22 protein-coding genes are annotated in these 25,037 nt (G+C 36.4%); 9 read left to right on the top strand and 13 right to left on the bottom strand.

Going from position 1 to position 25,037, the window contains the following annotated elements; all coding sequences use genetic code 11:
* The first annotated feature begins 127 nt into the window (after positions 1-127).
* From P0Y62_02885 to pdeM, 8 genes are all read left to right on the top strand, one after another.
* Positions 128-697: a fasciclin domain-containing protein gene (locus tag P0Y62_02885; protein WEK70502.1), complete on the top strand. Its 570-nt coding sequence runs from the start codon at positions 128-130 to the stop codon at positions 695-697.
* Between the two features lie 107 nt (positions 698-804).
* Positions 805-1,515 carry a ferritin-like domain-containing protein gene (locus P0Y62_02880; protein ID WEK70501.1) on the top strand — a complete coding sequence of 237 codons (711 nt, stop codon included), beginning with the start codon at positions 805-807 and terminating at the stop codon, positions 1,513-1,515.
* Positions 1,516-1,539: 24 nt separating this feature from the next.
* Complete coding sequence (locus tag P0Y62_02875) at positions 1,540-2,352, top strand: ferritin-like domain-containing protein (protein ID WEK70500.1); 813 nt, start codon at positions 1,540-1,542, stop codon at positions 2,350-2,352.
* Positions 2,353-2,527: 175 nt separating this feature from the next.
* On the top strand, positions 2,528-3,043 hold the full coding sequence (locus P0Y62_02870; GenBank protein WEK70499.1) for a pyridoxamine 5'-phosphate oxidase family protein: 516 nt from the start codon (positions 2,528-2,530) through the stop codon (positions 3,041-3,043).
* Positions 3,044-3,074: 31 nt separating this feature from the next.
* A complete protein-coding gene (locus P0Y62_02865) occupies positions 3,075-4,079 on the top strand; it encodes a ligase-associated DNA damage response exonuclease (GenBank protein ID WEK70498.1) in 1,005 nt (334 codons plus the stop codon).
* Complete coding sequence (locus P0Y62_02860) at positions 4,076-5,656, top strand: ATP-dependent DNA ligase (protein WEK70497.1); 1,581 nt, start codon at positions 4,076-4,078, stop codon at positions 5,654-5,656. Before P0Y62_02865 ends, P0Y62_02860 begins: the two co-directional genes overlap by 4 nt.
* Positions 5,653-8,115 (top strand): ligase-associated DNA damage response DEXH box helicase, encoded by a 2,463-nt coding sequence (locus tag P0Y62_02855; GenBank protein ID WEK70496.1) that lies wholly within the window; start codon positions 5,653-5,655, stop codon positions 8,113-8,115. Before P0Y62_02860 ends, P0Y62_02855 begins: the two co-directional genes overlap by 4 nt.
* Complete coding sequence (pdeM, locus tag P0Y62_02850) at positions 8,112-8,759, top strand: ligase-associated DNA damage response endonuclease PdeM (GenBank protein WEK70495.1); 648 nt, start codon at positions 8,112-8,114, stop codon at positions 8,757-8,759. The genes P0Y62_02855 and pdeM overlap by 4 nt, the downstream gene beginning before the upstream one ends.
* A 14-nt stretch (positions 8,760-8,773) precedes the next feature.
* Here the strand turns inward: pdeM and ligD are convergent, their stop codons facing one another.
* From ligD to P0Y62_02805, 9 genes are all read right to left on the bottom strand, one after another.
* Positions 8,774-10,645 (bottom strand): DNA ligase D, encoded by a 1,872-nt coding sequence (gene ligD, locus P0Y62_02845; GenBank protein WEK70494.1) that lies wholly within the window; start codon positions 10,643-10,645, stop codon positions 8,774-8,776.
* Between the two features lie 65 nt (positions 10,646-10,710).
* Complete coding sequence (locus tag P0Y62_02840) at positions 10,711-11,322, bottom strand: DNA polymerase ligase N-terminal domain-containing protein (GenBank protein ID WEK70493.1); 612 nt, start codon at positions 11,320-11,322, stop codon at positions 10,711-10,713.
* Positions 11,323-11,353: 31 nt separating this feature from the next.
* Positions 11,354-12,133: a Ku protein gene (locus tag P0Y62_02835; protein WEK70492.1), complete on the bottom strand. Its 780-nt coding sequence runs from the start codon at positions 12,131-12,133 to the stop codon at positions 11,354-11,356.
* 102 nt (positions 12,134-12,235) lie between these two features.
* On the bottom strand, positions 12,236-12,784 hold the full coding sequence (locus P0Y62_02830; protein WEK70491.1) for a nicotinamide-nucleotide amidohydrolase family protein: 549 nt from the start codon (positions 12,782-12,784) through the stop codon (positions 12,236-12,238).
* 196 nt (positions 12,785-12,980) lie between these two features.
* Positions 12,981-13,595, bottom strand: coding sequence for a Crp/Fnr family transcriptional regulator (locus P0Y62_02825; GenBank protein ID WEK70490.1), 615 nt, complete (start codon positions 13,593-13,595; stop codon positions 12,981-12,983).
* Positions 13,596-13,625: 30 nt separating this feature from the next.
* The gene (locus P0Y62_02820) at positions 13,626-14,222 is read right to left on the bottom strand and encodes a Crp/Fnr family transcriptional regulator (protein ID WEK70489.1); all 597 of its coding nucleotides are present in this window, start codon (positions 14,220-14,222) and stop codon (positions 13,626-13,628) included.
* A 293-nt stretch (positions 14,223-14,515) separates the two neighbouring features.
* Complete coding sequence (locus tag P0Y62_02815) at positions 14,516-14,722, bottom strand: hypothetical protein (GenBank protein ID WEK70488.1); 207 nt, start codon at positions 14,720-14,722, stop codon at positions 14,516-14,518.
* 110 nt (positions 14,723-14,832) lie between these two features.
* Complete coding sequence (locus tag P0Y62_02810; GenBank protein ID WEK70487.1) at positions 14,833-15,429, bottom strand: Crp/Fnr family transcriptional regulator; 597 nt, start codon at positions 15,427-15,429, stop codon at positions 14,833-14,835.
* A gap of 191 nt (positions 15,430-15,620) precedes the next feature.
* Positions 15,621-16,484 (bottom strand): SDR family oxidoreductase, encoded by an 864-nt coding sequence (locus tag P0Y62_02805; protein ID WEK70486.1) that lies wholly within the window; start codon positions 16,482-16,484, stop codon positions 15,621-15,623.
* A gap of 916 nt (positions 16,485-17,400) precedes the next feature.
* Between P0Y62_02805 and P0Y62_02800 the strand changes: the two genes are divergently transcribed.
* Entirely contained in the window at positions 17,401-21,942 is a 4,542-nt protein-coding gene (locus tag P0Y62_02800) for a GEVED domain-containing protein (GenBank protein WEK70485.1), read from the top strand.
* Between the two features lie 183 nt (positions 21,943-22,125).
* Here P0Y62_02800 and P0Y62_02795 read toward each other — a convergent pair whose 3' ends face one another.
* The 4 genes from P0Y62_02795 to P0Y62_02780 form a co-directional block, all read right to left on the bottom strand.
* Positions 22,126-23,316: a DUF3570 domain-containing protein gene (locus tag P0Y62_02795; protein WEK70484.1), complete on the bottom strand. Its 1,191-nt coding sequence runs from the start codon at positions 23,314-23,316 to the stop codon at positions 22,126-22,128.
* Between the two features lie 25 nt (positions 23,317-23,341).
* Positions 23,342-23,563: a DUF4266 domain-containing protein gene (locus P0Y62_02790; GenBank protein WEK70483.1), complete on the bottom strand. Its 222-nt coding sequence runs from the start codon at positions 23,561-23,563 to the stop codon at positions 23,342-23,344.
* A gap of 93 nt (positions 23,564-23,656) precedes the next feature.
* On the bottom strand, positions 23,657-24,583 hold the full coding sequence (locus P0Y62_02785; protein ID WEK70482.1) for an FAD:protein FMN transferase: 927 nt from the start codon (positions 24,581-24,583) through the stop codon (positions 23,657-23,659).
* A gap of 5 nt (positions 24,584-24,588) precedes the next feature.
* Positions 24,589-25,032: a thioredoxin family protein gene (locus tag P0Y62_02780; GenBank protein ID WEK70481.1), complete on the bottom strand. Its 444-nt coding sequence runs from the start codon at positions 25,030-25,032 to the stop codon at positions 24,589-24,591.
* Positions 25,033-25,037: the final 5 nt, after the last annotated feature.

Genomic DNA, 25,037 nt, shown 5'->3' with positions numbered 1-25,037 from the left:
TAGCCTGATTTACAATTGTTTAATAAAAAAAATGAAATTTTTAAATCTAAATAAAAACCAACGTCGTAGATGATTTTAACAAGACAATTAAAAACAATCAAATTCAATAACAATTAAAATCGAAACAATGAACACAAAATCAAAAATCGCAGTTTTAGGAATGATGGTATTATCATTTGCTTTCAGTGGAAATGCAGCTGCACAGATGTCAAAAGAAAAAACAGTAATGGTAGGAGGCGCTCCGATGTATCCTTCTAAAAACATTATTGAAAACGCCGTAAACTCCAAAGATCACAAAACTTTGGTAGCAGCTGTAAAAGCAGCCGGTTTGGTAGAAACCTTACAGGGAGCAGGTCCATTTACAGTATTAGCCCCTACAGATGAAGCATTCGCAAAATTACCGAAAGGTACAGTGGAAAACCTTGTAAAACCAGAGAACAAAGCAACGCTTACCAAGATATTAACTTATCATGTTCTTGCTGGAAAATACAGTGCTAAACAAATCTGGGCAGCAGTAAAAGCTGGAAACGGAAAAGCTATGATGAAAACCGTTGAAGGTGAAAATCTTACTTTCTGGACAAAAGGAAAAGACCTGTACATAAAAGATTCTAAAGGAAATAATGCAAAAGTAACAATCGCTGACGTAAATCAGTCAAACGGAGTGATTCATGTTATTGATACGGTATTGATGCCGTAGACGTTTTGTGGTGTAAACAGCATATTTCATATGCTGTTTTTTCCTTTTGGGTAAAAATCTTAGATATCCAATTTCATTCAATAATCTAACACAAAAAAATAATTATTATGAAAAACACTATTCATGTTTCTAATCAGGGAGCTACTCTTGATACGAGCAGACGGAATTTTTTAAAGCTCAGCGGTATAGGCTTAGCAATGGCAGGACTTACATTGATTGGTTGTGATGATAACCAATATGATTATATGGCCGATGATAAAGTATTTGATTTAGGTTCTGGTGACGTAGGTGTTCTGAATTATGCTTATGCATTGGAACAGCTTGAAGCGGATTTTTATACAAAGGTTGTTAATAACTTCTATGCAGGAATCTCAAGCATTGAAAAAGACCTGTTCACAGATCTTTATCATCACGAAGTGATCCACAGAGATTTCTTCAAAGCTGCAATAAGCGGGGCAACGATGAATGTTCTTCCTAAACTGGAATTCCAATATCCGAATGTGAATTTTAATGACAGAAATTCTGTATTGGCAACGGCAAAAGCACTTGAAGATACAGGTGTGGCAGCTTACAACGGGGCCGGTAAATACATTAGCAATGCTGATTATTTAGTGATTGCAGGAAAAATTGTTTCAGTAGAGGCAAGACATGCTTCTGCGATAAGAAATTTAATCAATCCGGGAACAGCAGCGTTCTCCGGAGACGATGTAATAGACGGTAACGGATTGGATCTTGCCAAAGAGCCCAAAGATATTGTAATGGCAGCGGGAGGATTTATCAAAACACCTTTCACTTGGAAAGAGCAGGGAATCAATTAATTTTCATCATCAAAATCTATTATTATGAATATTCTTAAATTACTAGATAAACTTTCAAATGATAAATTCTTCACTACGGAAGCTACAAGATTAGAAACATTAACCAACATTTCAGAATTCGGGAAGAAAGCAGCCGTTGCTTCTATTCCTCTTGGATTAGGAACTTTGGTATCAACTCCGGCAAAAGCTGAAACGACAACAACTAACAATACCACATTTTTTAAATCTGTTTTAACCGATGCCTTACAACTGGCACTCGTTTTAGAATATCTGGAAAATGAATATTATGCTATGGGGTTAGCTGCAGGAACATTAATTCCAAGTGCAGACAGAGTTGTCTTTATGCAGATTTCAAAACACGAATCTGCTCATGTTACCTTTTTAAAAAATACATTGACTTCGTTGGGAGTAACTCCGGGTGCAAAACCAACTTTTGATTTTACCGCAGGAGGAAATTTTACTCCATTTACAGATTATAATCAATTTTTAATTCTTGCCCAGGCTTTTGAGGATACCGGAGTAAGAGCTTATAAAGGACAGGCAGGAAATGTAATGTCTAACAAAGCTGTTCTTCAGGCTGCCTTACAAATACACTCAGTAGAAGCAAGACATGCTTCGCAGGTTCGCAGAATGAGAGCCAACAAAGGCTGGATAGAATTAGCAGACGGTGGAAACATGCCTTCCGCAACCAATCCTGTGTATGCCGGAGAAGGCAATATCAATCAGGCAGGCTTCAATACCTCTACAGCGTTTGGAGCAGCAGCAGGTTCAGCAGCTTATGATGAAATTCTTACAGGAAGTGATGCGCAAGCGATAGCATCTTTGTTTATTGTTTAGACTTTCTTAGTTTTAGTGAATGATCCTTTTCCGAAAATCGGAAAAGGATTTTATATATTATAGGGTGAAAACTGTCAGGATATATTCATTAAAAAATGTTAGATTTTAAAAGCTTAAAAAAAATCAAAGGCATAATAGTTGATTGACCATAAGCACTAATCACAATTTTATTATTATGTCAAACGCCATTTCACCTCATGAAAATTTGAGCGGCTCTGCTGCTATTGAAAAAATTAAAAACATTACAGAAAGTACTAAAACTTGTTTTTTCTCTACAAGAGTAAATGCTGATACCCAAAGTCGTCCTATGGCTTTACAGGAAGTAGATACTGAAGGAAATCTCTGGTTTTTGAGTGATGTCAACAGCGACAAGAATCATGAAATCACATCAGATTCAGAGGTAGAACTTTACTTTATGAATAATTCAAAATATGAATATATGTTCATTAAAGGAAAAGCTACTATTTCACAAGATAAAGCACTGATTGAAAAATACTGGACCAATTTTGCCAATGCATGGTTCGACGGAAAAGATGACCCATCTATTAGTGTCATAAAAGTTGCTCCAGATGACGGATATTATTATCAAACCAAAGAAAATAAACTGATAGCCATGTCTAAAATGATTTTTGCTGCCATTACAGGAAAATCTATTGAAGATGGTGGCATAGAAGGGAAATTAGAAGTCTGATTTTCTATTTATAAATCATAAAAAACGTTTAATGCTCCTCAAATTTACACCCAAAGGTATTTATTGTATTCCGGGAAAATTTTATATTGATCCGTGGCGGCCTGTAGACTTGGCAGTAATCACTCATGGACATGCAGACCACGCCCGAAGCGGAATGAAAAAATACCTGTGTCATCATTTCACCAAGCCTATTCTGCATTCCCGGATCGGAAAAGAAATTGAATGCCAAAGTGTAGAATATGGTGAAATAGTGAATATTAATGGTGTAAAAGTTTCTCTGCATCCTGCAGGACACATCATTGGGTCTGCCCAAATCCGTATGGAGTATAAAGGCTATGTTTCTGTAGTTTCAGGAGATTATAAAATTCAGGACGATGGAATTTCCACTCCCTTTGAATCCGTAAGATGCAACGAATTTGTTTCTGAAAGCACTTTCGGACTTCCAGTCTACAACTGGCTTTCTGTGGAAGCCCAGGAACAGCAGATGAGAAATTGGGTACAACAAAATAAAGCCAATGGCAAAACTTCCGTATTCATAGGTTACTCATTAGGTAAATCACAAAGAATTATGAAGGCGTTGGAAGGTTTGGATGAGCTGAATGTTCATTACTCGATTGCCAAACTCAACGAAGCCTATGAAAGTGTTGGTGTACAATTACCTGATTACAAAACCATAGATCTGCGTGAAGATAAAAAACATCTTGACGGCAAGATTGTGATTCTCCCGCCTGCTCTTATTGATAATCCTGCTATGAAGAAAATTCCGAATTTAGCATATGCTATTTGCTCGGGCTGGATGCAGATGCGCGGAGCAAGACGCTGGAGAAGTGCAGATGCAGGTTTTGCGATAAGCGATCATGCAGACTGGCAGGGTTTAATTTCGGCTATTAAAGCTACAGAAGCTGAAAAAGTACATATCACACACGGACAGACTGCTGTTTTCTCAAAATATTTAAATGAAATAGGAATTTCCGCTGACGAAGTAAAAACCGAATATGGAAATGACGAAGAAACTACAGAATTTGAGCCGGAATGAAAGATTTTGCCAATTTAATTAATGCACTTGACAGCACCAACAAAACTTCTTTGAAGCAGGAAGCTATTTTGACGTTTCTTGAAGAGGCTCCTTCACAAGATAAAATGTGGTTTCTCGCCTTATTTACAGGTAAAAAACCCAAACGGAATGTTAATTCTTCCTTTATGAAGCAATGGGTGATGGAAGCTGCCCATATTCCTGAATGGCTTTTTGTGGAAAGCTATTCTTCCGTAGGAGATCTCGGCGAAACCATTTCTCTGTTACTTCCTGAACCTCAATATACGGAAGAACGATCACTATCTGAATGGATGAGTAAAATTATAGCATTGAAAGGCTGTTCTGAAGAGCAAAAAAAACAATTTGTCTTAGATTCCTGGAAAAGCCTTGATGCAGTGGAACGTTTCATTTTTAATAAATTACTGGGTGGAAGTTTTAGAATTGGGGTATCATCTAAAACCTTAATCAATACGATAGCAAAACATTATCAACTAGAAGCTACTGCGGTGGCACACAGCATTATGGGCGACTGGAATCCTTTGGAAATGGATTTTGATGCCTTAATCAAAGGTGAATATACGAATACCAATTTGTCTAAACCCTACCCTTTTTGTCTTGCTTATTCATTGGAAAAAAATCTGGATGATTTAGGATCAGTCAAAGATTGGCAGATAGAATATAAATGGGATGGCATTCGTGGGCAACTCATTAAAAGGAATAGTGAAATTTTTATCTGGTCCCGTGGTGAAGAATTAGTAACCCCACAGTTTCCCGAAATTGAAGAAGAACTTTCCACCTGGAAAGGAAATTTTGTATTGGACGGTGAGATTCTGGCATTTAAAGACAATACCGTTCTCAATTTTAATGAGCTTCAAAAAAGATTAAACAGAAAATCTTTAACAAAAAAAATGTTAGAAGAAATTCCTATTGTTGTTTTTGCTTATGATCTATTGGAATTTGAAGGTGAAGATTACCGTGATAAACCACTCATGGAAAGAAGAAAAAAATTGGAAGAACTTTTACAAAACAATCCTTCCGAAAAAATTATTCTTTCCCCGATCATCTCTTACGAAAAGTGGAATGAGCTTCCCCAGATCCGGGAAAAATCCCGTGAAATCAATAGCGAAGGTTTAATGCTGAAAAACCATCATTCACCCTATCACACCGGTAGAAAAAAAGGAGACTGGTGGAAATGGAAAATAGATCCGTTAACCATTGACGCGGTTCTTATCTATGCTCAGAAAGGCAGCGGAAGACGAAGCGCTTATTATACAGATTATACTTTTGCCGTGAAAAAAGAAGGAAAGCTGGTTACTATTGCCAAAGCTTACTCGGGTTTAACAGATAAAGAAATTCAGGAAGTCAGCAAATTTATAGCTAAAAATGTGCTGGAAAAATTTGGCCCGGTACGAACCGTAAAACCAGAATTGGTTTTTGAACTGGCTTTTGAAGGTATTGGATACAGCAGTCGTCATAAATCTGGTGTTGCGTTACGCTTTCCCAGAATTTTACGATGGCGAAAAGATAAAAAAGCAGATGAAATAGATGATATTGAAGACATCAAAAAACTCATTACGTGACATTAAAATTTGAGCAATCCGAAGGTTTCCAGCTCATTCAAACATGGCTGAATGATAAAGGAATGTCGCCTTTTTCTTTTCAGAAAGAGACGTGGCAACGCTTTTCCAATGGCTATTCTGGAATGGTGGTTGCTCCTACAGGTTTTGGAAAAACGTATTCAGTTTTTATCGCAGTTCTCATTGACTTTTTTAATCAGCCTGAACACTACAAAACAGGATTGAAGCTCCTTTGGATTACTCCCCTTCGTTCCTTAGCCAAAGATTTGGCAAGAGCCATGCAGGAAGCCATTGACGAAATAGGACTCGATTGGACCGTGGAAGTAAGGAATGGAGATACTGATGCCAAACAAAAGCAACGGCAAAGCAAAACCATGCCGGATATCCTACTTGTCACTCCTGAAAGTCTGCATCTCTTAATGGCTCAAAAAGACAATCAGCGTTTTTTTAAAAATGTAAAATGTATCGCAGTTGACGAATGGCATGAACTGTTGAGCACCAAACGCGGTGTAATGGTAGAACTGGCAGTGACTGTTCTAAAATATAGAAATCCCAAAATCAAAATTTGGGGCATTACGGCAACCATCGGAAATCTTGAGGAAGCTTTAGAAGTTCTCATTCCTGATGCTAAAAAAAGGACAAAAATAGTCGCCAAAGAACAAAAGAAAATTGATATTCTATCCATATATCCTCCTGAAGTTGAAATCTTACCTTGGGCAGGACATTTGGGTGGAAAATTGGTACAGGAAGTCGTTCCGGTTATTCTTAAATCAAAATCAACACTGGTTTTTACCAATACACGAAGCCAGGCTGAAATATGGTATCAGTTATTGTTGGAAGCATACCCAGATTTTGCAGGACAAATTGCACTTCATCACAGTTCTATTGAAGCGCCTTTACGACAGTGGGTAGAAGAAAATCTTAATTCCGGGGCATTAAAAGCTGTTGTTTCTACCTCATCTTTGGATCTTGGTGTGGATTTTAAACCTGTTGATACCGTGATTCAAATTGGTTCCAGTAAAGGAGTCGCCCGTTTCATGCAGCGTGCAGGACGAAGCGGACATTCACCATTTGAAACCTCTACTATTTATTTTGTTCCTACCCATTCTTTAGAACTTATCGAAGTTTCGGCGTTAAAAGAAGCGGTAAAAAATAAGGTGATCGAAAAACGGGAGCCTTTCATTTTAGCTTATGATGTATTGGTGCAGTTTCTTGTTACGTTGGCTTTGGGAGGCGGATTTTATGCTGATGAACTATTCCCAGTCATTAAAAGTACTTATGCTTTTTCTGAGCTTACAGAGGAAGAATGGCAATGGTGTATCTATTTCATTACGCAAGGTGGAAAAACAGGAAAAAACTATGAGGAATTCCATAAAGTTGTTCAGGAAAAAGATGGAAAACTGGTTGTTGAAAAAAGAAAAATTGCCATGCTTCACCGCATGAATATAGGCGTTATTGTCAGTGATTCGATGTTGAGAGTAAAATTTCTGTCGGGTGGTTATATTGGAATGATTGAAGAGTATTTTATTTCAAAACTCCATAAAGGTGATAAATTTGTCTTGGCAGGTAGAATTTTAGAATATGCAATGCTGAAAGAAATGACAGTATATGTAAGATTATCAAGTGGTAAAGCCATTACACCAAGCTGGTTAGGCGGAAGATTACCGCTTTCTTCCAACCTTAGTTTCTTTTTAAGAAAAAAATTAGCAGAATCTTTAACTCCTCATTCTAAAGAGAAGGAGCTGAAGTTTCTAAACCCTTTATTGGTTAATCAAAATGAAAATTCACATATTCCGAAAGAGAATGAATTTTTGGTGGAACAGATCAAAACCCGGGAAGGCAATCATTTATTTTTTTATCCTTTTGAAGGTCGCTTGGTACATGAAGTAATGGCTGCTTTAATTGCCTACAGAATTTCAAAATTATATCCTATCAGCTTTTCAATGGCGATGAATGATTATGGTTTTGAGCTATTTTCTGATAAAGAAATTAAGCTGTCTGAAGATGAACTTCATCAGATCCTGTCCAAGCAAAACCTGATGCAGGATGTGATCAGCAGTGTTAATTCAACGGAGATGGCAAAACGAAAATTTCGCGATATTGCCGTAATTTCCGGAATGGTTATTCAGACAATGCCGGGAAGACAGGTAAACAACAAATCATTGCAATCTTCTTCAGGGATAATTTTTTCGGTTTTAGAAGATTATGATCCTGAAAATTTATTACTTCGCCAAGCCTATACCGAAGTCTTTAATCAGCAATTGGAAGAAGTAAGACTGACTGCTGCTTTTGAGAGAATTCATCAGAGTAAAATTATTTATATTCATTCCGACCGATTTACGCCTCTGAGCTTTCCTATAAAAGTAGACAGTCTAAGACAATCTTTATCCAGTGAAGATTTAGCATCAAGAATTCATAAGATGCAGGAAGCCAATTTGAAAAAGAAAAACAGAAGAAAATGAAGGTTATAGAAAAGCTTATTTCTATTAAAGAAGAAAATTTTATTTTAACGAATCAAAGAGCTTTATTTTGGAAAGAAGCTTCTGCATTGATTTTGTCTGATTTACATTTGGGAAAAACAGCTCATTTCAGAAAAAACGGCATTCCTTTACCTTCGGATATTATATTGGAAGATTTAAAAAGATTATCAAGTTTAATTGATCATTTCAGTCCTGAAAAAATAATTATAGTGGGTGATTTTCTTCACGCCGGAAAAAATTCGGAATTCGAAATCTACAAAAACTGGAAACTTCAGTTTCCGGCTTTAAAAGTCATTTTAGTAAAAGGAAATCATGACCGGATTTCGGAAAAACAATTATTTGAACTGGGAATTTCAGAGATCCATTCTGTTTATCAGGAAAATAAATTGATCTTCAGTCATGAAGATTTGAAAAATGAAAATCAATTTGTCATTTCCGGACATCTTCATCCCGGAGTTGTTTTACAGTCGTCAACCAGAAAATTAAAATTTCCCTGTTATATTGTGACAGAACATCAATTGATTTTACCGGCTTTCAGTACATTCACAGGTTTAGATACGAATAATTATTTTCCGGAGGCACAAAAGTATATTTTCACGCAGGACTCCATTCATTTAATCCAATGATTTTGCTTTCATTTTTATTCTAAGTTCTCTAATTTATTTATGGTTTTCAAAAGATCAATTCCTTTTCCCAGCACAGGCTTGAACAGATCCCCTTTCTCCTGCAGCCGTTCTACCATATTATGAATCGTAAAGTCTGTAGGAAGAAGCCCTTTTTTTACTTCTTTCCAATCTAATGGTGCTGAAACCGGTGCTCCCGGTTTAGGGCGTAAACTGTATGCACTTGCCAAAGTCTGCGCTCTCCTGTTCTGAAGGTAATCCAGATAAATTTTATTTTTCTCTCTTTTTTGAAGGCTTCTTTCCAGTGTGGTAAGCTCAGGAAGTTCATGCTGAACCAATTGCATCAGAACATGACCAAAATCCTTTACCTGATCATAAGTATATTTTCCGCCCATAGGAATATAAATATGTATGCCGGAGCTTCCCGAAGTTTTCGGATAACCAACAATACCCGCTTTATCCAAGACATCTTTCACCGCCAATGCCGTTTCTATGACATCATCAAACGTATTTTTTTCGGACGGATCAAGATCCAGGACCAAATAGTCAGGATAATCTACTTTCGGGATACGACTCGTCCAGACATTGAGTTCGATACAGCCTAAATTATTCAGATAGGCTAATGTTTCCTTGTTATTGCAAATAATATAATTGATGTATTTATCATTACTTTCGGAGAAGATTTTCTGTAAAGTGATCCAATCCGGAGTATGCTCATCCGCATCTTTCTGGTAAAAGCTAAGTCCTTCAATCCCGTTAGGAAAACGGTTGAGCGATTGTGGGCGATTTTTCAGATGAGGCAGAATAAATTTGGCGATTTTCTGATAATAATCAATTACGTCCCCTTTAGTAATATCATCATCAGGAAAATACAGTTTATCCTGATTGGTAAGCATCAACTGCTGTTTTCCAATCTTCTTTATTTTGTCTGCTGTTGGTTTCTTCTTTGTTGAGGTTTTAGGTTTCATTTCCGGCTTTTTTTCAGGTAAGTCAGTTTCAAATTTTACATCCATAGCATCTATATCTTCTCTTAGTCTTAAAAAGACGGGATGTCGGTAAATATGATCTTTGGTAAGCTCCGTAAATTTTATTTCCGCGATCAGTTCAGGTTTTAGCCACGTCGCTTTGGTATTGGTTTTGGGAGTAATTTCAAATGCCGATTCTTTTATGATAAAAGGCTCCATTTTCTGATAGATTTCTTTAAGACTTTTATCTGTAAAACCTGTTCCGGTATGTCCACAGAAAACAAGTTTATTATTCAGATATTTTCCCAGAATAAGTGATCCGAACTGTTTTCGTGATCCTTTCGGTTCTGTAAAACCACAGATTACGGCTTCATCACTTTTATGAATTTTTATTTTCAGCCATTCTGAGCTTCTTGTATTTTCTTTATACTCACTGTCTGCTTTTTTAGCAATAATTCCTTCCAGTCCCATATTTTTAGCGGCCTGAAAAAAGTCTTTCCCATTCTGAAGAATATGATCGTGATACTTTATAATTTCATTTTCTACTAAAGCTTCTTTTAGCAGCTCTTTCCGTTGCAGATAAGAAAGGTTTTCTATAGAATGCCCATTCAGCCACAATAAATCGAAAACCTGATAGATTAGAACCAAATCCGTATTTTTCTCAGCAATTCTTTGCAACCATTGAAAATTAGGTTTTCCTTTGTCATCATAAGCCACAATTTCACCGTCTACAATCATATTATGCTTCTGGATTGTAAGAGCATCAGTAATTTTTTTAAATGATTTCGAAAAATCCAGTCCATTTCTTGAATACAGCCGGATTTCATCATTTCTGATATCTCCAATCGCTCTGTAGCCATCCCATTTTATTTCAAAAGCCCAGTCTTTATCATCAAAAGGCTTTTCAATTGTTTTACAGAGCATAGGCCTGATAAAATCAGACAACTTCCGGTCTAAAGAAAGTGCTTTTGTATAGTTTTTATAGTGCTTCAGGCTTTCGGTGGTATCATTTTTTTTTTACTGCTCTTTTCCTGAAGATAAGCGGTCACTTTAGAATTTTTGGAAGTATGCTCTTCGGCATTATATTCTTCTTCAACGGCATAACGGTCTTTATGTTTAATCAACAACCATGCGTTTTCGTCTGTACTATTTTTGATTTTTACCAGAGCAAACTCTCCTTTCAGCTTTTTACCGTGTAAGATAAATTTCAGAGATTGCTTGTGCAGTTCCGCACGCATAACCAAATCATCGGTTTTGCCTTTTATTTTTTCTATGGGTTCATAGGTTCCTTCGTCCCAGATTTCAACTTCCCCGGCTCCGTAATTTCCTTTGGGGATACTTCCTTCAAATGTCCGGTATTCATACGGATGATCTTCCACCATCATCGCCAATCTTTTATCTGCGGGATTAAGGGATGGTCCTTTCGGAACGGCCCAGCTTTTAAGAACGCCGTCCATTTCCAATCTGAAATCATAATGCAAACGCGATGCGGCATGACGCTGGATTACAAATTTTAATTGGGCTTTACTCTCCTTTTCTTTGCCTTCCGGTTCGGAAGTTGCCTTAAAATCTCTCTTTTTGTGATATTCTTCTAATGGCATCCTTAAAAAATTTAAAGTTTAAACGAAAAATTTATCCTGCTTTCCTTTTTCCTGACTCAAGACTTGCCTTTAGCATGGCCATAAGGTCTGTAGCTTTTCCAGCCGGTTGTTTTACTTCTTTGGTTTTTATGTTTTTGCCTTTTGCTTTTTGTTTTATAATTTTCAAAAGGTCTTCATTGTAGGTATCTCTGTACTTGGTAGGATCAAAAGTTTCGGCTAAAGATTTGATCAGTGCTTCAGCCATTTTCAGTTCATCTGCTTTCGGCGCTTTTCCTGATGGAATTTTTAAATCTTCATAGTTTCTCATTTCTTCAGGGTATCTCATCCTGTTTACCATGAGAATTTCATCTTTATAAGGACGAATCATACATAGAATTTCTCTTTCTCTTAAAATAAATGAACCGATTCCCGCCATCTTTGTCTTCATTAAAGCTTTTAACAAAAGCTTATAAGCAGCTTCGCCATTTTTTTGAGGTTCCAGAAAATAAGGAGTTTCAAAAAGAGCAGGATCTACCTCTTCTTCCTTTACAAATTGCAAAATGCTCAGAATTTTTGACTTTTCAGGGCTTACCGCCTCAAAATCCTCTTCTTGCAGCACGATATATTTATCCTCTATTTTGTAGCCTTTTACAATATTTTCCCAGGCAACTTCTTTGTTGGTATTTTCATTGACTCTTTTGTATCTGATATTACTGAGATCTTTTTTATCCAGCATATCCAGATCTAAAGTACTCGATTCACTGGCCGAGTACAGCTTAATCGGTATATTTACCAATCCAAAACCTATTGCTCCATTCCAGATCGCTCTCATATTTTTATTTTTATGCGTTAGAGTACAAAACCCTTTCCAAATTGATTAAAATATTATAAATGTCTTTATTATAATCTGCAAAAAGAATCAAAAACTAACGGGTTAGTTCACGTTAATTTTCAAATCTCCTTTTGTTTTCAACTGTAGTCTTGATTGTATGTCTGCATTTTTACTGATTTCTGTTTTAAAGCACCCCAAAATAAATTCAGTGTAATATAATTGGGCATTCAGGGCTTGAGTTTTGGGGTGCAGTTCCAGCTTTCCTGTATAAATAATCTTTCCTTTATAAGAAAATGAAAAGAAAGCGAAGATTTTATATGAAGAGTTCCTAATGGGTGTACAATATCCTGTTGTGGCAATTGACCAATCGGCGTCGTATAGTTTTGCAACATTCAGAGCCATTGTTTCTGCAATATTTTCTGAAACACAGTCACATTTTTCGGCTTCTTCCTGGTCTACGTTCAGTAATTTTACTTTCATCGGTAAGGTATAGGCAGTTAGTCCTCCTTTATAAACCAAAGAGGCATTGGGTATCTGAGAAAAAGCGAGTTGTAAACATCCCGAAGTTACACTTTCGGCAACCGCAATCGTTTCATCTGCCGTCATTAATGACTGACCAATATATTCCAAAAGTTTTTTATGAAATTCCATTGTATTTATTTTTAAATGATTAATGTCCGGACTATTTTCATTATCTGTCCGTCTATTGAGTTGAAAAAAAGCCATATAGAATACAACCTATATGACTTTAGTATATTTAAGTGGTGTATTACAATGAATTTTTTAAATTCTCGTCTAAGGTCCTATTAAATAATTCACTTATTTATGACTCCAGTCATATTGGATCTTAATATAAAATTTTCCTGTTGTTAATTTTGATATCTCCTTCCTTTTCCATTTTCTTTAATGCTCTTATAACCGTTTCCACCCGGAGTCCTACTAAGTTGGCAATCTGCTGTCTGGTGAGTTCTACGGAAAAACAGTGCTGACAGTCTTCATTATGATAACTTTTAAGATAATTCAATAATCCTTTTAGCCTTATTGAAGGATTTGAAGATGCCATATTCTGAATCATTACCATTTTATAATAAAGGCGTTGGGATAAACAATGATTCATTTCAATTGAAATATCTGGATATTTTTCCAGGAGCTGTAAAAATTTATTTTTAGGAAGTCTTATGACCTCTGTTGGAGATAAGCAGGTTGCATTCATATGATATTGCTTGTCTAAAAAAATCAGGTTATCTCCAAAGCTCTGATTTTTCCCTAAAACATTGTGAATAAATTCTTTGCCTTCATCATTATAATTATTCAGCTTTATTTTTCCTTCCACAATCTGGAAGTAATATAAAACCTGATCTCCTTCTTTAAAGATCATTTCACCTTTTTTAAAATTTTTTGTCTCTGCACCAAACGAATATAAAAGTGATTCTTCGATATCCATACAGCTCTTTGTCTTCATTGTTTCCGGTTTATTAATTTAAATTTAGGTTTAATACATGATTTTACGATGTTCTATTTTTAGGATTTGGCTCCTTTCCATTCCTTTTATGGTCCGTATTGTGGTTTCAACACAGAGTCCGGTGAGACCCGCCATCTGCTGTCTTGTCAACGGAACCTTAAATGAATACTGCTGCTGATCTTTTGCAAAACTTTTCAGATAATCCATAAGAGCAATAAGCTTTAGTATTGGACTTTGTGATGAAAGATTTTGAGTCATGATCAGCTTAAAATATAATCTTTGAGAAAGGCACTTATTCATTTCGTAAGAAATTCCTGCATTTTCTCTCAATAGACTGATAAATGCTTTTCGAGGCAGTTTTATGACTTCACATTCAGTGATTGCTACTGCATTCATAGGATAAAACTTTTCCATAAACAATAAAGATTCTCCTATACTCTGACCATCTTTCACCATGATCTGTATAGTCTCTTTTCCTTCTTCATTGTAATTGTTGAGTTTTACTTCTCCTTTTATAATCTGGTAATAAAATGCAGGCCAATCTCCTTCTAGAAAGATCGTCTCTCCGGCCGCATAGCTTTTAGTAACTGCTCCCATTGAATACAACAGATTTTCTTCAATAACCATAACAATTTTTTTAATGATTTTAACGTTTTCAAAAAATAATACTGGGAACTTTTGAGCATGAGTACAAATATTACACCTCATGTTGTTAAAGAAAGTTAAAACCTTCCCTGAATAAACATGAAAAATATAGTATTAACTACTCATTATCAATAACCCTTATAAAAAACCAAAAAATCACCAAATATTTATAACTCAATTTAATTCAAACAATTAAAGAAAGTTAGTATCGGCTATAAAATAAAGGCTAAGATGTTAATAAAAGTTGTAAAATACCCAGACAAAAAATATCTGATCTATTTTTTAACTTTTATAACCGTCGAATCTTCCGGATAAACTCCAGAATCAGAAGTAAATATATTCAAAATTTCCAAAGTGTGTTTTAGCTTTGTATCCGGAGTAATAGTTATATCCTGAAAAGATATATTTCTATATTGTGTTTCTTTTTGATAACTCAGCGGTATTCCTAAAGGTATACCTGAGAATAATACAACAGATTTCATAATATTAAATTTTGTGGCGTGATATTCAAATTTAATACATTATTTTCTAATTATCTTATGATCTCGATCATAAAAATCGCCTAAAAAGTGGCAAAGTAAATATTCGAAATTTAATAGAATATCTTACCAAGCTCTATTTTTACCATTTTTTGCTTTTCCATTTTTTTGACTACTCTTATAACAGTCTCAATTCTTAAGCCTGTAAGCGATGCCAGTTGCTGTCTGGTAAATGGAATCTGAAAAGAAAAAGGCTCTTCATATTGATGATAGGCCTTTAAACAATCCATCACCTGTCTCACTCTATAAAAAGGATTGCTTACCGAGAGATTATTCAGCATAATATGCCTGTAATACATCCTTTCAGCCGTATACGAATATAAATTCCATAGGGACTTCGGGCATTTTTTTAAAAAATCGAGAAACTTAAGTTTGGGCAGCCTTAGTATATATGAATCTTCAATAGCAATCGCATTGATAGGATATGGAAGTTCCGAAAATAAGAATGTTTCTCCAAAACAATGACCTTTAAAAGGTACACTGTGAATGAATTCTCTTCCATCTTCATGGTAATTATTCAGTTTTACACTTCCTTGTTTTATTTGAAAAAAATAATTAGGCTGTCCACCTTCCGTGAATATTACCTCATTTGCTTTATAAGTCTGCATTTCCGCTCCTAATGAAAGTAAAGTTTCTTCATTAAATATCATTTTTGAAGGCTAAAAGTTTTATTATTAATTATATAAAACAAAACATTAGAATTGCATCTATGCAGCATGCAAACGTTGATTAACTCAACAATAACGTTTTTTTATCGAGTTTCAAAAATAGATAAAGACATGATCAAAATTTATGATTACGATCATAAGTTTTCTTCCGGGACCATTATATCAAAACCGGCTCATCCATTGACTATTTCTCCACCATTAGGATGCAAAACCTGCCCACTGATAAACCTCGAATCTTCAGAAGCCAGAAACAGAAAGCATGGTGCAATTTCATTAGGCATTCCTGCCCTTTTCATAGGTGAATCACTACCAAATTCGGAATTCTTTTTCGGTTTAAATGAAGAAGCAATCAACGGAGTCCACACCGGACCGGGCGCTACTGCATTCACTCTGATTCCTTTATCAACAAGATTGGCGGATAAACTTCGGGTAAAAGATATTATCGCTCCTTTCGTTGCAGAATAATCAATCAGTTTAGGACTTCCTCTATACGCTGTGACTGAAGAAGTATTGATGATACTCGCGCCTTTCTTAAGGTAGGGCATTGCATATTTTGTAATCCAGAAATAGGAGAAAAAGTTATTCTGAAAAGTCATCAGTAACTGTTCAGCAGTAATTTTATCAATAGATTCCGCTTCCCAGTGAAGACCTGCATTATTGACGATAATATCTATTTTCTTATGGATTTTAATACCTGTTTCAATTACTTTTTTACAATGATTTTCTTTTCCCAAATCACCTTTTATCAAGGTACATTTCACAGAAAAGGCTTCGACTTCTTTTTTAGTCTGCTTTGCATCTTTTGTTTCACTCAGATAAGCAATAATAATATCTGCTCCTTCTTTTGCAAATAATAAAGCCACCGCTTTCCCTATTCCACTGTCCCCTCCTGTAATCAATGCTACTTTGTTTTTTAATTTTCCCTCTTTCGGATATTCTAAAGGAGCTGTTTGAGGAACGGGAATCATCTTTGTTTCTGACCCCGGTCGGTTTTGTTTCTGCAAGGGTCTAATCTTTTTTTTAGTTTCTTTTTCCATGTTGCTTGTTTTCTAAAAGGATTACAAATAATATGCTATTCTCAAAACTCAAAATATTCAACAAAATAACAAAACACTGTATAACAACAATTTACAAACCAGCAATAACTTTACTAATATATTCTGCAATCAATTAAAATGCTTGAAAAATTTTCATTTTTATCATATTCAAAGATTTTTTTAGCTATATTTGAATAATTAACACCATAACCACGAATACATGATATATAAATTTACTTTTTTCTCATTTTCTCTTTATTCAAGCTATTTTCAACTCTTTCAAACTTCTGTTCCATCAAGCATCCCAATGCAAAGATCTGTTGGAACATATACTTTTGAGACTTCACAGGTACCCGATTGGGAGTATATTTTCAGAATTTTTAATAAAACATGCTTCAGTATAAGTTTAACCGCTCATCATAAAATGATTGTTGGGTAAAATGAGTTCATCAGAAATTAATTAACTGATGATCCGGTAAAACATTCTGTTTGAAAAATTAATTATTAAAAAATCAGCTCAGAAGTTCAATTGGTTGATATAAGATAAAGAAACTCCTTAAGGAGCTTCTACAATAATTTATGAACAAAGCTTTTGTTCAGATTTGAAAGATATGCTTATAGTTACACCTTCCTTCTTTAAATCCAAAACTTAAATTTTGGAAGGTGTTTTTATTTAACAGTTTATGTTCTTCTCATATTTTTTCAAATATCTAAATCTTCTAACCTTTTAACATTAAAATAATATTGCCTATGACAGATTAACATTACCAAAAACACATTCACAGTGTTACAGACTAACCATTAATCTGGATAACGATGAAACATGCGTACTGTATATTTCTCGTCAAATAGATTACCCCTTAAAAATTTGATTAATAAATATAATCAAGTTATTGTTTAATTAATAATGTATACTATGACAAAACTTTACTTATTTTTTTTAGCAGTTTTATTATCCATACAGAGCTTTGCCCAGCAATATCAGGTGGCAGGTACCTGTACAATGACTTTAGGAACCAATACCTATGGACCGATGTACAGTACAGCTACATCTACGGCTGCAAGCAGAGTTGCTGTCATTTATCCTGCTACACAGCTTACAGGTGTAGCCGGCCAGGCTTTGACCGGCATCTACTTTAAAAAAATAACAACCGGTGATATGACCGGAACTCCCAACTTTAAAGTATATTTAAAAGAAACTCCAAATCTAGATTTTGGAGCTGCCGCTATTGACTGGGCAACCACCATTACAGGAGCCACATTGGTATATGACTCCAATCCTGTGGCTGCATCTGTGGGAGCAGTAGGCTGGAAGCAGTTTGCTTTCTCAAACAACTTTACGTATTCTGGGGCACAGAACCTTATGGTTTTGATGGAATATACGAATACCGGAAATACGGTTAATACAACCTGGGAATATGAATATACATCGCCTTGCGTGGTCACAACAAACAATAATACGACCAAGTATATTAATAATACAACAGGAGGATTGGGAGCTTCTTTAAGCAATACAAACTACAGAAGACCGTTTATTTCATTTTCCCATACTTCTGCAGCAGCCTGTACAGGGACAGTGACGGGAGGAACAGCAACAGCATCTGTTACGAATGCTTGTGCGAATGTTCCTTTTAATTTGTCGCTTACAGGTGCCACAATGGGAACCGGGATTACTTACCAATGGCAAAGTTCTCCTGCTGGAGCAAATACTTTTACCAATATAGCAGGAGCTACTTCCATTTCTTATGGAGTAGCCAACCAAACAGCGGATACCGATTACCGGTGTATTGTAACCTGTACCAATGGCGGTAGTACACAAAACTCCAGTATCGTTGCTGTAGGGCAAAACTCAGGTACTGCCTGTCTTAATTATTGTGCGGCAGTGAGTTCCGGAGGAACAGGTACATTAATTAACAAAGTACAGTTTGGTGCTATTAATAATGATTCTTCAGCTTCTCAGCCTACGGCTTCTCCTTACTATACGTATTACCCTGCTGCTACAACTACGGTAACAATGGGGTCCACTCAGAATCTAAGTGTAACAATAGGTCCTGCAGGAACTTATACCGGAGCGATAACCTCCGTATGGATCGACTGGAACCAAGACGGGACATTAAGTTCCACAGAACATTTTTACGTAGGACCGGGAAGCGGTTCTGCCGGTATTCCTTCAGGAACAACAGTGACGGTACCTGTAAATATTCCCGTAACGGCTCTTCAGGGAGTCACCCGTATGCGTATCCGAACCAGAGGAAATGCAAATCAAAATCTTCCTACGGATGCCTGTACGAATTTCGGATCCGGTGAAACTGAAGATTATAATATTACTGTTGTCGCAGGTACTCCTTGTACAGGTACTCCAGTCACCGGTACAGCCTCTGCTACAACTACGAATGCTTGTGTGGGTGTACCATTTGATCTTACACTTACCGGTTATACAATTGGAGGAGGAATTACCTATCAATGGTATAGCCGTCCTGCTGGTGCAGGTACTTTCACTGCAATTGCCGGAGCTACCGCTCCTACTTACACCGTTGCAAGTCAAACAGCAGCTACCGATTATCGCTGTGTAGTTACCTGTGCCAACAGTAGCCAGAATGCCACTTCAAATATTGTTACTGTAGGGCAGAACCTTCCTATACAGTGTTATTGTACACCAACAGCCGGAAGCACTTCTACCTCTTATTATTTAAACAATATTATTACAACCGGAGCTTGGTCTAATATTAACTATACAGCATCCTCATATAATGCGTATGTAAATTCTAATATGACCGCGTTGTCCTCTCCCGGAAATAACGTGAATATCAGCTTAGATTCTTCAGTCCCAACAAGTACTTATTATTATAGAGTGTGGGTAGACTGGAATCAAGACGGGGTTTTCGCTGATCCAGGGGAGCTTGTTCTTTCAAACCCTTCTTTTGCATCAACATTATCAGGAACAATACCTGTACCTGCAGGGACTACGTTGGGGAATTATAGGGTAAGATGTTCAATTTCTTGGACTGGAACAGTTCCTCCTTGCGGTCCTGCACCATATGGAAATTACGTAGACTTTACATTGACCGTAGTTACACCACCAACTTGTTTACCTCCTACTGGTTTAGCAGTAACTGGTTTATCGGGTAATGGGGCAATTATAAGCTGGGCAACTCCTGCGACTCCTCCGGCTGGCGGATATGCGTACTATGTTTCTACAACTCCAACGCAGCCTGCAGCACCTTATGGAACAACAACATCAACTTCGGTAGACCTTGCTCCGATTTTAGCTCCGAACACAATCTATTACTGGTGGGTGAAAGCAATTTGTTCTCCTACAGATAATAGCTATGTAGCTCAGGGACCTAGTTTTATGACCACACAGATCCCGGCTCAGCTTCCTTATATTCAGAATTTTGAAACAGCAAATGATTTAGGATTACTGAACGGAACACAACCTAATAAATGGTTCTATGGTTCTGCAACCGGAAATACCGGAAAGTCCATCTATATTACCAATGATAACGGAGTAACAAATTCTTATAATATTATAGCTGGAAGTGTAGTACAGGCGTACAGAGATATTCAGATTCCGCTGGGAACCAGCCTTGCTACCTTTTCTTTTGACTGGAAAGCACAGGGTGAGAGTTCCTCGTTTGATTATTTAAGAGTATGGTTGGTGCCATCCAATTTTATGCCTACACCGGGAACCCGAATCGTGGCAGGAACAGGAAGAGTTCAGGTAGGACAGTATAATTTAAATAGTACTTGGCAGTCTTATTCTAATACCAATTTAAACCTTACCAGCTTTGCAGGAAGTGTAATGCGTTTAGTGTTTGAATGGTATAATGATACTTCTGGAGGAACGCAGCCACCAGCAGCCGTTGATAATATTGTACTAAGAGTTTGTAGTACTGCTACACCTGTTGTTACAGTAATTCCAACCTCTATTACGCATAATGCAGCTCAGGTTAGCTGGACACAGGATATCGGTGGAGCTTCTTATAAATTGAGATACCGTCCGGTAGGTTCAACTCAATGGCTGCCTTCACCGACTGGGGTAGATATAGCAGCTGGTTCTCCTCAGCCTTTTAATCTTCAAGCACCGAATTATCCACTATTACCAGCAACGTTATACGAGGTTGAAGTAGCAGCGGTTTGTAATACGGTGAATGTAGGAACCTATTCCCACAATGAGTTTACTACAAAATGTGATCCGACTCCACCGAATGTGACTTTTACTAATATTACATCTACTTCGGCTGTTGTGAACTGGTCACCATTGGCAGCAAGTGCTACCTACCAGTTACAATGGAGAAAAGTAGGAGGAACTTGGTCTCCACCAATTAACTTACCAAATCCACCGGCAAGTACATATCTACTTTCAGGTTTAGATCCGTATACACAGTATGAAGTTCAGGTAAGAAATATATGTGTTAATTCAACAACACCTAACCCGTGGTCTAGCTTAGCAAGATTTACCACTGAGAGAACTTGTGATATTGCACCTCCGGGATTAACCATTCTTGAGCTAAAGCCAACAAGTGCTAAAGTCCAATGGGATCCTTATCTAGGACCGGATACTACAGGTAAATATGTATTGAGATACAGAAAAGTAGGAATTCCGGGATGGACTAATATTCAGGTAACGAATAATATTTATACTCTTACCGGTTTAACGGAGCTTACTAAATATGAAATGGAGGTAGCTAATATTTGTAGCGGTACTCCTGGTAATTTTACGTTACCGTACTATTTTACCACTCCAACAGTAATTTACTGTCAGATGGGAGCATCGAATTCTGTAGGTGATTATATCTCTAAAGTAACAGTAACTCCTAATGGCAAACCACAGATGGTAAATACTTCTGCAGCTTCAACGTATACCGATTATACAGCTGTAGTCCCTGCTCAGATTGAATTGATCCAGGGATCAGTAAACAACCAGTTGACGATTGATAAAGTGGTAACCGCAGATGCAGGAGTTGTAGCATGGATCGATTTCAACAGAAACGGAGAATTTGATATCAATGAAAGAATTCTGGTATCCGGACCAAATACTGCTGCAACAGCAACGACAACATTCAGTGTACCTTCAGATGCATTTGTAAGTAATGTAGACTATATGTATGTCGTGATGAGAGTAGCCTTAATGAAAGGAGGAATTCCGGTAAACTGTACTAGCTTCAACAGTGGAGAAGTGGAAGATTACACGGTAAGAATCTCTAAGAAACTAGCTGCTAATCTGCTGAATCAGGATGATATCTTAATTTATCCTAATCCAGTAAGCACGGTATTGAATGTTAAGAATATCAGCAAGAGAGCTAATTATAAGATTTATAGTTCTGCAGGACAGTTGATCACAAGTGGAATTATCTTAAACAATAAGGTAGATGTTCATGCTTTAATCAACGGAATGTATGTGATCGATATTCAGGATGGTTCAACTTCGGTACAGAAAAAATTCATCAAGGAATAACAAATCATAACTGATTCAATTTAAGGTAATCAGCTCTCAAATGAGAGCTGATTTTTTATTGATTACTTATAAAATTCTCTTATTCATCTTAATGATCTTTACATTGATATTACAGATTGAAAGATTATTAAACAGTCTTAATCAATGACCTTTAACCCAATTAGAATTAACACTCATTAAATCTTATTTAAATCTTAAGTTTAATGAAATAATGTCTGATTTCATTCCTACAGATTTGGTATAATGCCCATATCTTATTTCCAGCATATTCAGTCTTTCAACACCAAACAAACCATTCTTTGGGCTAATCCTGATTCCAGCTCCGTAAAAATTACTGCTGAATTTTGAAAGATCATAATTACTCGTATAGAAATCATCAAAAGCCGTGTGCTGCTGATAAGGCGCAAAATATTTAGCCGCTGTCTGAGAATAATATCTGTAAAACGGACTTACCGAAACAAAAGGTGAAATCTTCACTGGAGTTTCCAGACTTAAGGTATTCGACTTTAATCCCCAGTCATCAGTATAATATCTGTAATAAGCTCTAAAAATTACCTTATCTCCAAGAAAATAATTAGCTCTTACACCCAAAGGAATCTTGAACCGTTTATCCGGCAAAGCTTCCTGATGAACTGAATTGTCCGTAAAATAAACGCGATGGAAAGGCAAACTTAAATATCCCGTCTGCTGAACACCATCTGCCAAAAATTCAACCTGGAAATTCTGATTGATAATTTGTGAATACGATAATGACAATGCAAAAGTATTTCTTCCGCTGGTTCCGTAATTTTCGTGTTCTCCTCCTGTGCTCCCATTTGTTCTAAGCTCAATCGGGGCAATCAGTTTTACCTGATCAAGATACGCCTGAAATTTCGCTGTAAACTCCCCCATTCTATTTTTTGTTTTTTGCGAAAAGCCAATATTGGCGCCATAGGACTGATAATCAAATTCTGTTGAAAATGAAACTCCGGCCATTAATGTAGTTCCTTTCGTGTCATTTTCCCTACTCCAGCTAAGAGCCGGGTAAATTCGATTGTCGGCATGTGATGCAGATGAATTGGCTTTTAAATCTATCATGTCGGAGGAAGCAGATGTGTAATGATCTATACCCACGCTGAAATTAAATTTATTCTTTCTGGCTTTTTTATCATATTTCACCATTGTTACATCAATGGTATTGGAAATATCCGTTAATTTTTCTGTTCCTATCCCTCCTGTAACCGCTGAGTTATTTCCATTCTGCTTATAATAGCTGGATACCAAATTGGCTTCATCAAAACTAAGTTTTTTAGGCTGCTCACTATTGGGCGTTTCCTGGGCTTTTGCATTAAAAATTCCAAAAAGAGCGAAAATGCTTATTATAATTTTTTTCATTTTAAATCACACTTAAATTTTACTTTTAATTACAGCCGCACCCGCCTCCTACTTTTCCTGCGTTTGCGCCAGAAGATCCTTCTCTGTAGGATTGAAAGCTGAGTTCTGTTTTTTCAATTGTTCTGTTTCCAAGAACCATTTCAGCGTCATTTAATTTGTTTTTTTCGTACTCTTTTACAGTTGTGCAAGACTGTACTGAAGCAACTGTGATCAGTAAGCAAGCTGATATTTTTATAAGGTTTTTCATTTTAAATTTGTTTTTAGAATGCTTATTTCCAATACTGAAATTCATATGGAGATTCTTCACTCCATTATATTTCGTTCAGAATGACAAAGCATTTCATTTTAAATTAATGTTTTGAGAAGAATATATATTGTCCTGATCATCAATAATGATGCATTCCAGATGATTGATCTGATTGATCATATTGAGAGCCGAATCAATTCCCATAATACTTACAGGAGTTGCCATTGCATCAGCAATTTCTGCATTGGGACAAAAAATCGTAACACTTTTCACACCTGAAACAGGCATTCCCGTTTTAGGATTAATGGTATGAGAATATTTTTTACCGTTAATGATGACGAATTTTTCATAATTTCCGGAAGTTGCCACCGCCATATCTGTAATATTCATATAAGAAAATGGCTGTCCGGCGTTATCCGGATCAGCAATTCCGACCGTCCATGGTTTTCCGTCTGCCTGATTTCCCCAAGTCGTTAAATCACCCGAAGCATTCACAATTCCGGAAGCTACACCTCTATTTTGAAGAAGCCCTTTTGCCATTTCCGCTGCATACCCTTTCCCAATTCCACCGAAACCGATTCGCATTCCTTTTTGTTTCAGAAAAACAGTTTGATTTTCACGATCAAGAATAATATTTTGATAATTAACTAATTTGAGATGTTTTTTAATTAATTCAGGATTAGGAAGCTTCTGCATTTGCTTGTCAAAATTCCAAAAACTTTTGTCGATTCCTCCATAGGAAATATCAAAATATCCGTCCGTTATCCTGCTGATTCTTAAACTTCTTTCAATTAAATCAAAGATTTCCCCATCTACTTTCACAGGCTTGATACCCGCATTTTTATTGATAAAATGGGTTTGACTTTCATCGCTGAAAGTGGTCAAAAGTCTTTCAATTCTTTGGATTTCGACAATAGCTGCATCGATATGCTGATTTGCAGAACTTTCATTATTACTTACAACGGTAATTTCAAAAGCATTCCCCATTAACTTTTGAGGTCTTTTGAATTCTCTTAACATACTTTTTATTTATGATTTTCTTTAATATTTCTGATCTCTTTGCTAAAAGCCAATGCATTCTCCGAAGGCAGTCCTTCCCAGCTTTTGAGAATTTTACCTTCAGCATTCAGCAACAATGTATAAGGAAATAACCCTTTTTGGTTATACTGATCAGCAAGCAATGCATTTTCTTTTTTCAGTTCCGGAGAAAGCTGATTCTTTTTGTTTCTTGGAAAATCTGCATTAATGTAAACAACAACATTTTCGGCTTCCAGTTTTTTAAATTCATCAGTTTCAATGATATTCTTATGAAGTTTGATGCATGGAATACACCAATCTGAACCGGAAAAATTGAGTAAGATGAGCTCTTTATTTTGTGAAGCTTGTTTTTTGGCACTTTCTAAACGGCTCTGCGCCTGAATGCCAACAGCGAATACAACCATTAATATGGCTGAAAATAGTGTTTTCATTATTT

It is taken from the genome of Candidatus Chryseobacterium colombiense (assembly GCA_029203185.1).
In the GTDB taxonomy this organism is placed as follows: domain Bacteria; phylum Bacteroidota; class Bacteroidia; order Flavobacteriales; family Weeksellaceae; genus Chryseobacterium; species Chryseobacterium colombiense.
Note: the sequence above shows the minus strand (reverse complement) of the source record. Positions and strands in the feature narration are given on the sequence as shown.

Excerpts from the sequence above, each read along its gene's own strand:
- P0Y62_02885 (WEK70502.1), top strand. The coding sequence starts at position 128 with ATGAACACAAAATCAAAAATCGCAGTTTTAGGAATGATGGTATTATCA.
- P0Y62_02880 (WEK70501.1), top strand. The coding sequence starts at position 805 with ATGAAAAACACTATTCATGTTTCTAATCAGGGAGCTACTCTTGATACG.
- P0Y62_02875 (WEK70500.1), top strand. The coding sequence starts at position 1,540 with ATGAATATTCTTAAATTACTAGATAAACTTTCAAATGATAAATTCTTC.
- P0Y62_02870 (WEK70499.1), top strand. The coding sequence starts at position 2,528 with ATGTCAAACGCCATTTCACCTCATGAAAATTTGAGCGGCTCTGCTGCT.
- P0Y62_02865 (WEK70498.1), top strand. The coding sequence starts at position 3,075 with ATGCTCCTCAAATTTACACCCAAAGGTATTTATTGTATTCCGGGAAAA.
- P0Y62_02860 (WEK70497.1), top strand. The coding sequence starts at position 4,076 with ATGAAAGATTTTGCCAATTTAATTAATGCACTTGACAGCACCAACAAA.
- pdeM (WEK70495.1), top strand. The coding sequence starts at position 8,112 with ATGAAGGTTATAGAAAAGCTTATTTCTATTAAAGAAGAAAATTTTATT.
- ligD (WEK70494.1), bottom strand. The coding sequence starts at position 10,645 with ATGCTCTGTAAAACAATTGAAAAGCCTTTTGATGATAAAGACTGGGCT.
- P0Y62_02840 (WEK70493.1), bottom strand. The coding sequence starts at position 11,322 with ATGCCATTAGAAGAATATCACAAAAAGAGAGATTTTAAGGCAACTTCC.
- P0Y62_02835 (WEK70492.1), bottom strand. The coding sequence starts at position 12,133 with ATGAGAGCGATCTGGAATGGAGCAATAGGTTTTGGATTGGTAAATATA.
- P0Y62_02830 (WEK70491.1), bottom strand. The coding sequence starts at position 12,784 with ATGGAATTTCATAAAAAACTTTTGGAATATATTGGTCAGTCATTAATG.
- P0Y62_02825 (WEK70490.1), bottom strand. The coding sequence starts at position 13,595 with ATGAAGACAAAGAGCTGTATGGATATCGAAGAATCACTTTTATATTCG.
- P0Y62_02820 (WEK70489.1), bottom strand. The coding sequence starts at position 14,222 with ATGGTTATTGAAGAAAATCTGTTGTATTCAATGGGAGCAGTTACTAAA.
- P0Y62_02815 (WEK70488.1), bottom strand. The coding sequence starts at position 14,722 with ATGAAATCTGTTGTATTATTCTCAGGTATACCTTTAGGAATACCGCTG.
- P0Y62_02810 (WEK70487.1), bottom strand. The coding sequence starts at position 15,429 with ATGATATTTAATGAAGAAACTTTACTTTCATTAGGAGCGGAAATGCAG.
- P0Y62_02805 (WEK70486.1), bottom strand. The coding sequence starts at position 16,484 with ATGGAAAAAGAAACTAAAAAAAAGATTAGACCCTTGCAGAAACAAAAC.
- P0Y62_02800 (WEK70485.1), top strand. The coding sequence starts at position 17,401 with ATGACAAAACTTTACTTATTTTTTTTAGCAGTTTTATTATCCATACAG.
- P0Y62_02795 (WEK70484.1), bottom strand. The coding sequence starts at position 23,316 with ATGAAAAAAATTATAATAAGCATTTTCGCTCTTTTTGGAATTTTTAAT.
- P0Y62_02790 (WEK70483.1), bottom strand. The coding sequence starts at position 23,563 with ATGAAAAACCTTATAAAAATATCAGCTTGCTTACTGATCACAGTTGCT.
- P0Y62_02785 (WEK70482.1), bottom strand. The coding sequence starts at position 24,583 with ATGTTAAGAGAATTCAAAAGACCTCAAAAGTTAATGGGGAATGCTTTT.
- P0Y62_02780 (WEK70481.1), bottom strand. The coding sequence starts at position 25,032 with ATGAAAACACTATTTTCAGCCATATTAATGGTTGTATTCGCTGTTGGC.